General features: G+C 66.8%; 10 protein-coding genes and 2 pseudogenes. 9 read left to right on the top strand and 3 right to left on the bottom strand.

Annotation, left to right across the window (positions count from 1 at the left end):
* Nucleotides 1–176: 176 nt before the first annotated feature.
* Nucleotides 177–521 (top strand): hypothetical protein, encoded by a 345-nt coding sequence (locus ABZ656_RS54610; RefSeq protein WP_360279731.1) that lies wholly within the window; start codon nucleotides 177–179, stop codon nucleotides 519–521.
* Nucleotides 517–845, top strand: a pseudogene (locus ABZ656_RS54605) (transposase); the annotation flags it as partial. The gene ABZ656_RS54610 and the pseudogene ABZ656_RS54605, both read left to right, overlap by 5 nt.
* Before the next feature lie 16 nt (nucleotides 846–861).
* Here ABZ656_RS54605 and ABZ656_RS54600 read toward each other — a convergent pair.
* On the bottom strand, nucleotides 862–1,539 hold the full coding sequence (locus ABZ656_RS54600) for a hypothetical protein (protein WP_129592434.1): 678 nt from the start codon (nucleotides 1,537–1,539) through the stop codon (nucleotides 862–864).
* 507 nt (nucleotides 1,540–2,046) lie between these two features.
* Between ABZ656_RS54600 and ABZ656_RS54595 the strand changes: the two genes are divergently transcribed.
* Nucleotides 2,047–2,988 (top strand): IS5 family transposase, encoded by a 942-nt coding sequence (locus ABZ656_RS54595; protein ID WP_360279728.1) that lies wholly within the window; start codon nucleotides 2,047–2,049, stop codon nucleotides 2,986–2,988.
* Here the strand turns inward: ABZ656_RS54595 and ABZ656_RS54590 are convergent.
* Nucleotides 2,960–3,430 carry a hypothetical protein gene (locus ABZ656_RS54590; RefSeq protein ID WP_360279725.1) on the bottom strand — a complete coding sequence of 157 codons (471 nt, stop codon included), beginning with the start codon at nucleotides 3,428–3,430 and terminating at the stop codon, nucleotides 2,960–2,962. The genes ABZ656_RS54595 and ABZ656_RS54590 overlap by 29 nt on opposite strands.
* A gap of 180 nt (nucleotides 3,431–3,610) precedes the next feature.
* Between ABZ656_RS54590 and ABZ656_RS54585 the strand changes: the two genes are divergently transcribed.
* On the top strand, nucleotides 3,611–3,745 hold the full coding sequence (locus ABZ656_RS54585) for a hypothetical protein (RefSeq protein ID WP_360279722.1): 135 nt from the start codon (nucleotides 3,611–3,613) through the stop codon (nucleotides 3,743–3,745).
* On the opposite strand, the pseudogene ABZ656_RS54580 reads toward ABZ656_RS54585, so the two are convergent.
* A pseudogene (locus ABZ656_RS54580) lies at nucleotides 3,735–4,972 on the bottom strand (IS256 family transposase). The gene ABZ656_RS54585 and the pseudogene ABZ656_RS54580 overlap by 11 nt on opposite strands.
* 1 nt (nucleotide 4,973) lies before the next feature.
* On the opposite strand from ABZ656_RS54580, the gene ABZ656_RS54575 reads away from it, so the two are divergent.
* The 5 genes from ABZ656_RS54575 (at nucleotide 4,974) to ABZ656_RS54555 (ending at nucleotide 7,645) form a co-directional block, all read left to right on the top strand.
* Complete coding sequence (locus tag ABZ656_RS54575) at nucleotides 4,974–5,357, top strand: transposase (RefSeq protein WP_218978477.1); 384 nt, start codon at nucleotides 4,974–4,976, stop codon at nucleotides 5,355–5,357.
* Nucleotides 5,354–5,974, top strand: coding sequence for an IS3 family transposase (locus ABZ656_RS54570; RefSeq protein WP_360279719.1), 621 nt, complete (start codon nucleotides 5,354–5,356; stop codon nucleotides 5,972–5,974). Before ABZ656_RS54575 ends, ABZ656_RS54570 begins: the two co-directional genes overlap by 4 nt.
* On the top strand, nucleotides 5,947–6,240 hold the full coding sequence (locus ABZ656_RS54565; RefSeq protein ID WP_360279716.1) for an integrase core domain-containing protein: 294 nt from the start codon (nucleotides 5,947–5,949) through the stop codon (nucleotides 6,238–6,240). The genes ABZ656_RS54570 and ABZ656_RS54565 overlap by 28 nt, the downstream gene beginning before the upstream one ends.
* Before the next feature lie 423 nt (nucleotides 6,241–6,663).
* A complete protein-coding gene (locus ABZ656_RS54560; RefSeq protein WP_129592433.1) occupies nucleotides 6,664–6,846 on the top strand; it encodes a hypothetical protein in 183 nt (60 codons plus the stop codon).
* Between the two features lie 157 nt (nucleotides 6,847–7,003).
* Nucleotides 7,004–7,645, top strand: a complete 642-nt coding sequence (locus ABZ656_RS54555) for a response regulator transcription factor (RefSeq protein ID WP_101408586.1) — start codon at nucleotides 7,004–7,006, stop codon at nucleotides 7,643–7,645.
* Nucleotides 7,646–7,920 lie beyond the last annotated feature (275 nt).

Below are 7,920 nucleotides of genomic sequence, written 5' to 3'. Positions count from 1 at the left end.
CGCGTCGTTCCTGAACTCCACCGGATATGGAGACTTCCGTCCCACCAGGACACCCTTCCTCGGACCTACAAGATCCATTGTCAGAGTGTCCACACAACGGGAGTCACCTCACTCGCGGCATGAACCCCTGTGTCCACACTCCGAGGGGCACCTCAAGACTCGGCGCCACCACTTGGGTGGACTCTCACGCCGGGCAGACCCTGGACCGGCTGGCGACCGCCCGGGTGGTCCTGCACGGCCCCGCGCCCCACCTGTCAGGACTGGCCGAAGCCCTGCGTGAAGCCGGGACGGGAACCGTGGTCATGGGAGGGCCGGAACCCTGCCCGGCCGACCTGGCGGTGATCCTGCTCGCACCCCACGACATCGCCGGCGAACAGGCGGAGCGGCTGTCCGAGGCGTACGCGCGTGACTGGGTGCCACTGCTGCCCTCGTTCGTCGCGGGACCCGTCTCGGTGATCGGCCCGCTGCTGACGCCCGAACTCGACCTGTGTCCGAGCTGCCTGCGCCTGGAACTGGGGTGACATGACCGCCTTCGGCACCCCAGACCGCCTCGCCGGCTTCGGCGGCGTTGCTCCCGTGCCCCGCGACTCCGGCAAGATCAGCGGCAATCTTCGCCGGCCACGGCGCTACAACCGTCGCCTCCAACGCGTCTTCTACATCTCTGCGTTGTTCAGCATCCGCCATTGCGATGAGTCCCGTCGGTTTTACGAACGCAAGCGAGCCGAAGGCAAGCGTCACATCCAGGCTGTCCTGGCCCTGGCCCGCCGCCGCGTCAACGTCTCTGGGCCCTCCTCCGCGACGGACGGACCTACGAACTCGTGCCACCCACCGCCCTTGCGGCTTGACAGACGGCATTAGGAATCAGTGAAGGTAGCGACTCAGCCCGGGGAACCGACCCCGCGGACCTACGATGTCGGCGCGGGCCGGTGTGGTCGAGTCGGCCTCCGCCAGTTCCAGCTCTGCCACTGTGCTCTCGTCCAGCCACGTGGTGTGGCTGCCGCTGGTGGGATGCGCAGGAAGCTCCAGTGGGAGCAACTCGCGCATGAGCACGAGGGGATGCTGTCCTTCGACCACCCGTAACACTTTGAAACGAGTGGCAGGAGCGAAGACCAGCCGCTCCGGGGTATGCGGATCGATCATTCGTGTGCTACGGCCAGTCAGCGACCACACAAGGAACTTCGGTCCGCCCTCACTCGGCGCGGCTGTCGACGTGGACGCGGTCCAGAAACCGTGCTCGGTGACGAACTGATTCCTGCGATACCAGTTCTCCACCCCTTCGACTGCGCTGGTGTGCGCGATCGCGGGACCGCGGTAGGAGGGCAGTCGGCGTAGGCCCGACGCGACGCACCGAGCCAATGGCAGATGCACGCCCACCGTTCCTTCAAGTAGAGCATCGTCGAGCCACACCCACTCGGTAGTCAGGTAGAGGTGCACGGCCGCCAGGTCGACGAGTGCATTGACACCGTCGTCCCGGTGAGGCGACTCCGAAAGCTGTCCTGCCACGACTGTCATCGCCTGGCGGTACCGCTCGCCGTACATCCTCAGCAGCTGAAGCCGCTCTCTGGCGATGCCCCGCCCACCCGCGGGCACGATTCGGGCGGCTGCGCTCGGGATTGGCTGCACCCGAAATTTGGCGATGCGCGGTGTCAGCCTTGAGATGGTCGCTGAGCGAGGATCCGGGACTGAGCCAGGGGGCTCTGCTGCGAGGCTCATTGGGTGGGCGCTCCTCGATGTCACGGAGGACGGAGGCCTCCTCCTTCTGCGAGACTCCAGGAACGAGGCACTGCCCGCATATGGGCAGGACGCCAGAACGGCACGGAAAGTCAGCCGGGCTTTCCTGTTCGTACCAGCCGTTGGTGCTTTTTTGCCAAGGCACGGCGTGGGACGCAGTCTGAGCTGTACTGAGACGCCATCCGCTTATCGATCGCGGGGCTGGTCTGGTCGAACAGGGTTCCTGATCGGGTGATCGCGCGAGGGCCGACGCATGGCAGCAGGGCCTCTTGGTAGTTCGGGGGTGCGATCCCAACCGAGTACCAGGAGGCCCTGTTGCCGCAGTCTTTCGCGCTCGCCTGCGTGGAGTCCAACTCGCTGCCACCGTCGTGTGACTGCCTCGCGCACAGGTTCGGCAACGCGGCGGACGGGCCGGAGCGCACTTCGAGCTATGTCTCCGACATGACGGAGGCGGAGTGGCGGGTGGTGCGGCCGTTGCTGCCTGTTCCGGCCTGGCTGGAGGGGCGGGGCGGACGGCCGGAGGGCTATTGCCACCGTGTGATGCTCGACGCGGTGCGCTACGTGGCCGACAACGGCGTGAAGTGGGCCAACCTGCCCGCGGACTTCCCGCCGTATCGGCGCGTGCATGCCTTCGCCCGCCGCTGGCAGGTCACGGGGCTGCTCGCCGAGCTCCACGACCGGCTGCGCGACCAGGTCCGCCAGAAGGAGGGCCGCTTGCCGGACCCGACGGCCGCGATTGTGGACTCGCAGTCGGTGCGGGCGGCACCGAACATCCCCCGCTCGACGTCCGGCTGGGACGGCGGGAAAAAGGTGGCCGGCCGCAAGCGGCACCTGGTGGTGGACTGCCTCGGCCTGGTCCTGGCCGTCGCGGTGACCCCGGCGAGCGTCCAGGACCGCGACGCCGCCGTGCCGCTGATCGAGCGGCTGCGAGGGCAGTATTTCTCCATCCGACTGGTGTGGGCGGACGGAGGCTATGCCGGCCGGCTCGTCGACTGGGCCCGTGAAAAGCTCAGGCTCACCCTTCAGGTCGTCAAACGCACCGACGACACAGCGGGGTTCGTGGTGCTGCCGCGCAGGTGGGTGGTGGAGAGGACGCTGAGCTGGCTGATGCGCTCGCGTCGCTTGGTGCGCGACTACGAAACACTGCCCGCCATGCACGAAGCCATGGTGCTGTGGTCGATGACCATGCTCATGAGTGGTCGCCTGGCCGGACGCCGACCGGCTGGATTCAGACGGCCGGCACCGCGGGAGCGGTGAACACTCCCGGCCGCACTTGGAGCGCCCATCCCCGCTCCACCAGGTGCTTCGCCTTCGACCGCAGCCCCTCCACCTTCGCCGGCACCGCATCCAGCCCCAGAGCGACGGCCAGCTGCTGACGGCGCATGCCCTCCCGGCCCGCTTCCGACTCCAGCACCGACAAGATCTGCTGGTAGTCCGGGGCGAGGGCCGACGCGGCCATGTCCCCGGTCCGCCGCGGCACCACCGCCCCCGCCACCGCTCCAGACACCGGCTCCGTCACTGCGGAAGGCGGCTCGGCCAGTACCTCGGCCACCGTTGCACGGGCATTCACCAGCCGCCCAAGCGCACCTTCCGCGGCACCGAGCGCGGCCTGCACCCGCTCGGCCTCCTCCCGCAACCGGGCGATCTCTTCCCGGACCTTCTTCTCCCGGGCCTCCAGCAGACCGAGCACCGACGCCACCAGCCACCTCCACGAGCAAGACGAGCGGACGAACCACGCCCATCTCTCCCGCCACGAAGCAGAGTTCATGCCTACCCACCCCGAACTAAACGATCACGTTCGGAAAGCGGATGACGTCTGAGATTTGTGGAGTCCCTGATGCCAGGGTTACGGTCCTGGCGAAGGAGATCCACCAGCACCATGCCAGCACCCCGTAAGTCCCCCGATGAACTTCGTGAGCGAGCGGTCCGCGAGGTCCGCACCACCGGCCGCCCGATCGCGCACGTCGCGAAGGAGATCGTGTCCCTCGTCGTGGTGTTGGCGATCAATCGGTAGGCGTGTTCGGGTTGTTGGGTAGCGCGGGGGCGCTTTCGGGGCGTTCGCGGTAGAGCTCGTCCATGCTGCCTTCGGGCAGGTAGCGGCGGGGGAAAGCGATCCATTCGTCATGCATCTCGAAGAGCACGGCGGTGACCGGTCGCAAGAGCGCGTCGTCGTTGGGGAAGACCTGGACGACGTCGGTGCGGCGCTTGATCTCCCGGTTGATCCGTTCCAGCGGGTTGGTCGACTGGATCTTCTTCCAGTGCCGGGGTGGGAAGTCCGCGAACGCGGTCAGATCCTCCTTCGCGTTCAGCAGCATGGCTTTGACCTTGGGAAACTGGGTGCCGAGCATGTCGGCGACGGTGTCGAGCTGGGTGCGCACGAGGTCGGCGGTGGGCTGGGTGAAGAGGTGCGGATGGTCGCGGCGACCATTTCGCCGGAGTCCCGGTCGATCACGTTGAAGACGTTCCGCAGGAAATGGACACGGCAACGCTGCCAGGCGGCGCCGAGCATGACCTTGCGGACCGCGGCGACCAGGCCGGAGTGCTGGTCGGTGACGACCAGGCGGACCCCGGACAGGCCGCGTTCGCGCAGCGAGCGCAGGAACTCCTTCCAGAACGCCTCGCTCTCGCTGTCGCCGACCATCAGCCCGAGGACCTCGCGGTTGCCGTCCTCGGTGATACCGGTGGCCACCACGACGGCCCGGGAGACGATCTGGTGGTTCACCCGCGCCTTGCAATAGGTCGCGTCCAGATAGACGTAGGGGAAGCGGACATGATCCAGCGGGCGGGTGCGGAACGCGGTCAGCGGCTCGTCCAGCGTCGCGCAGATCCGTGAGACCTCCGACTTCGAGATGCCGCTGTCCCCGCCGAGGGCTTTGACCAGGTCATCCACGCTGCGGGTGGAGACGCCGTGCACGTATGCCTCCATGATGACGGCGTAGAGGGCCTGGTCGATGCGGCGCCGGCGCTCCAGCAGGGAGGGGAAGAAGCTGCCGGTGCGGACCTTGGGGATCTCCAGGTCCAGATCGCCGGCCAGCGTGGTCAGCACCTTCTCCCGGTGCCCGTTGCGGATGTTGGTCCGCGTCGGCGTGTGCTCGTTCCACTCCGCGCCGATGTGGGCACTCGCTTCAGCCTCGATCAGCTCCTGCACCATCCGCTCGGCGATGGCGCGGATCAGCTCGATTCCGTCGGTCGAGCGTAGTGACTCAAGCAGCCGTATCAGCTCAGACTGGGACAGGGCCATCGTGCACTCCTCGTGGTTGAACTGGGCGTTCACCAACGAGAGTTACGCGGTGGCCCACCCCCTGTTCAGGGAGCGGTACTCGCCCGTGGAAGTGCGCCCCGGGCAGACACCCGCGCACTCCCAGCCGCTGATCGCCAACACCACGACGAGGGACACGATCGCGAAGGACCTGGGCATCCACAAGGAGGCCCTGCGCGGCTGGGTCCGCCAGGCCGAGGCCGACCATGGCGAACGCGACGACCGGCTCACTACCGCCGAGCGCGACGAACTGAAGCAACTCCGCAAGGAGAACGCCGAGTTAAAGCGGGCTAACGAGATCCTGAAAGCCGCCTCGGTGTTTTTCGCCCAGGAGATCGACCGTCCCCGGACGAGGCCGAGCAGGTGATCGACCACCTGCGTGCGAACGGTCTCGGGGTCGATCCCGTCTGCCGGGTGCTGGAGCTGTCGCCGTCGACTTATTTCGCCCGCAAGAAGCGGCCGAAGCCGGCCCGCCGGCTGCGCGACGAACAGCTCATGCCGGTGATCGAGGACATCCACGCGGAATCGGGCGGCACTTATGGCGCCCGTCGGATCACGCGCGCTCTGCGGCGCAAGGGTGTCGAGGTGGCCCGCTGCACCGTCGAGCGGCTGATGGTCAAACTCGGCCTGGAGGGCGTGATCCGTGGCCGGCGGCGCCGCACCACGATCCCGGAGCCGTCAGCGCCCCGCCCGCCGGACCTGGTGGACCGCAACTTCACCGCGGCGCGGCCCGATCAGCTGTGGGTGGCCGACATGACGTATGTCCGCACGTGGTCGGGCTGGGCATATGTGGCGTTCGTGCTGGACGTGTACTCGCGGATGACCGTCGGCTGGCAGGTCGCCGACCACGTGCGGACCGAACTGCCCCTGGACGCCCTGGAGATGGCGCTATGGCGCCGGAGAATCAAGAAGGACTCCGGCCTCATTCACCACAGCGACAGGAGGTCGCCCAATATGTGTCGATTCGCTACACCGACCGGTTGACCGACATCGGCGCCTCCGCGTCTGTCGGTTCCGTCGCGGACTCGTACGACAATGCCATGGCCGAGGCCCTGAACGGCACTTTCAAGGCCGAGCTGATCGAGATGCAGGGCCCCTGGAAGAATCCTGCCCAGGTCGAGCGAGCGATCTTCCAGTGGGTCACGTGGTACAACGAAGAGCGTCTTCACTCCGCGCTCGACTACGTGCCACCAGCCGAGTACGAACGCGACTTCTGGCAGAGCCAGGAGCAGACCCCGCAGTCCGCCTGAAACAAGATCACCGGACTCTACGAAACTCGGGGCAGCTCAGTCTGTCTGTCCCCAGTTTCAAGGCTTGGTCATGGTCCTCGGTCAAGGGGAAGCTTCACTGGAGCGCCTCGCCTGGCAGATGGACAGCGGACGGACGCGGTTGCTGTACCTGCTGACGTCCGTCCGGGTCCTGCGGCCGGACCCCGCTGACGCCCTCGGCCGCCTGCTCGAAGCGATCGACCTGGCACGCTCACGCAGCCAGCCCTTCGAGACGGCGCTGACGCTTTCGGCCGCCGCGCGCGAACGCGGCACCTGCTGCACGAGGCGTACGAACTGTTCGGCGAGACCGGGGCCGCGCTGTGGCGTTTCCACACCAGGACCGCGATACGCGAAGCCGGGGTGGCCGTGCCCGGCCGCAAGCAGACAACAGCAGAGGACGAGCACGTGCCGTCCACCCTGATCGCCGAGGGCCTCACCAACCGCCAGACCGCCACCGCTACAAGGTTCAGCGCGGACGCGGTCGCCAACCGCCTGTCGCGGCTGTTCACACGCACCGACCTGAAATCCCACACAGAGGTCGCGACCGGCGTACTCATCGGCAGTCCACTGACCACGGACAGTCACTGACCACCTCCTCCCGGACCCCGGTGGCGGTCGGACCGTTCGCGCCAGATTTCCCTGCCCTTAGCGAGCACAGGGTCGATGGCGGCAAAGGAGCCTGATCGCCATGGCAACATCAGCCTCTAGAACCTCATGACTTCTTGTTCCTGACGGGGGAGGACGAATGCCTCAGCAACTACTCACAGCCACCGTGCGCGTAGCGATTCACGCACCCGACGGCATCATCCGCGCAGGGCTGGTCAGCTACCTTCAGCACGACCGCCGCGTCCGCGAAGTCCCATCCGACAAGATGCAGGAAGCCGATGTCATCGTGGTGGCTGTGGACGTCGCCGACGCCTCCGCCCTGGACCTGCTGCGCAGCCTGAACGACACTTCCGATGCACGCTTTGTGATGGTGACAGGACAGCAGTGGCAGGCCGACATCACGGCGGCGGTCGACTGTGGAGTCCGCGCCGTGCTGTGGCGCGACGCCTTCACCCCGGCCACCTTCATCCGCACTCTGCTCACCATCGCGGGCGGCGGCGGGAACTTTCCGCACACCCTCCAAGGCACCCTGATGGAACAGGTCCGTTGGACCCAACTGGAAGTTCTCGCCCCACGGGGCCTGACCGCGTCCGGAGTGAGCCCCCGCGAAGTGGACGTCCTGCGCCTGATCGCCGAAGGCATGGAATTCTCCGAGATCGCATTAAAACTCGCCTATTCCGAACGCACCGTCAAGTACACTCTTTACGGCCTGATGAAGCGCCTACAGCTGAACAACCGAGCCCACGCCGTCTCCTACGCCATACGCGCCGGAATTATCTGAGCGGAAAATATCAAAGGTCAGCATCGCCCTTCGGTGGCGAGTTGGATTTCGGTGGTGAAGCCTCCGCGGGAGCGTCCCGGGGCGTTCGCCGATCTGACCACATCCTCCAGCCGGCCGGCCTTCCGCAGGACCGACACCGGTAACCGGGGTGAATCCGGAGGGTGGTCAGTGGCCGTTCATTGGCCGTCCGTGGTCAGCGGATTGCCCCTGAGTACAGCCGTCACGACCTCGGTGCGGGACTGTAGACCGGCGCGTGCGAACAGCCGGGAGAGGCG

Source organism: Streptomyces sp. NPDC007095 (assembly GCF_040634475.1).
GTDB lineage: Bacteria > Actinomycetota > Actinomycetes > Streptomycetales > Streptomycetaceae > Streptomyces.
This window is presented reverse-complemented; position numbering and strand designations above follow the sequence as displayed.

Bases quoted from the DNA above. Each gene is read 5' to 3' on its own strand.
- ABZ656_RS54585 (WP_360279722.1), top strand. From the start codon at position 3,611: ATGCCAGCACCCCGTAAGTCCCCCGATGAACTTCGTGAGCGAGCGGTC.
- ABZ656_RS54555 (WP_101408586.1), top strand. From the start codon at position 7,004: ATGCCTCAGCAACTACTCACAGCCACCGTGCGCGTAGCGATTCACGCA.
- ABZ656_RS54600 (WP_129592434.1), bottom strand. From the start codon at position 1,539: ATGTACGGCGAGCGGTACCGCCAGGCGATGACAGTCGTGGCAGGACAG.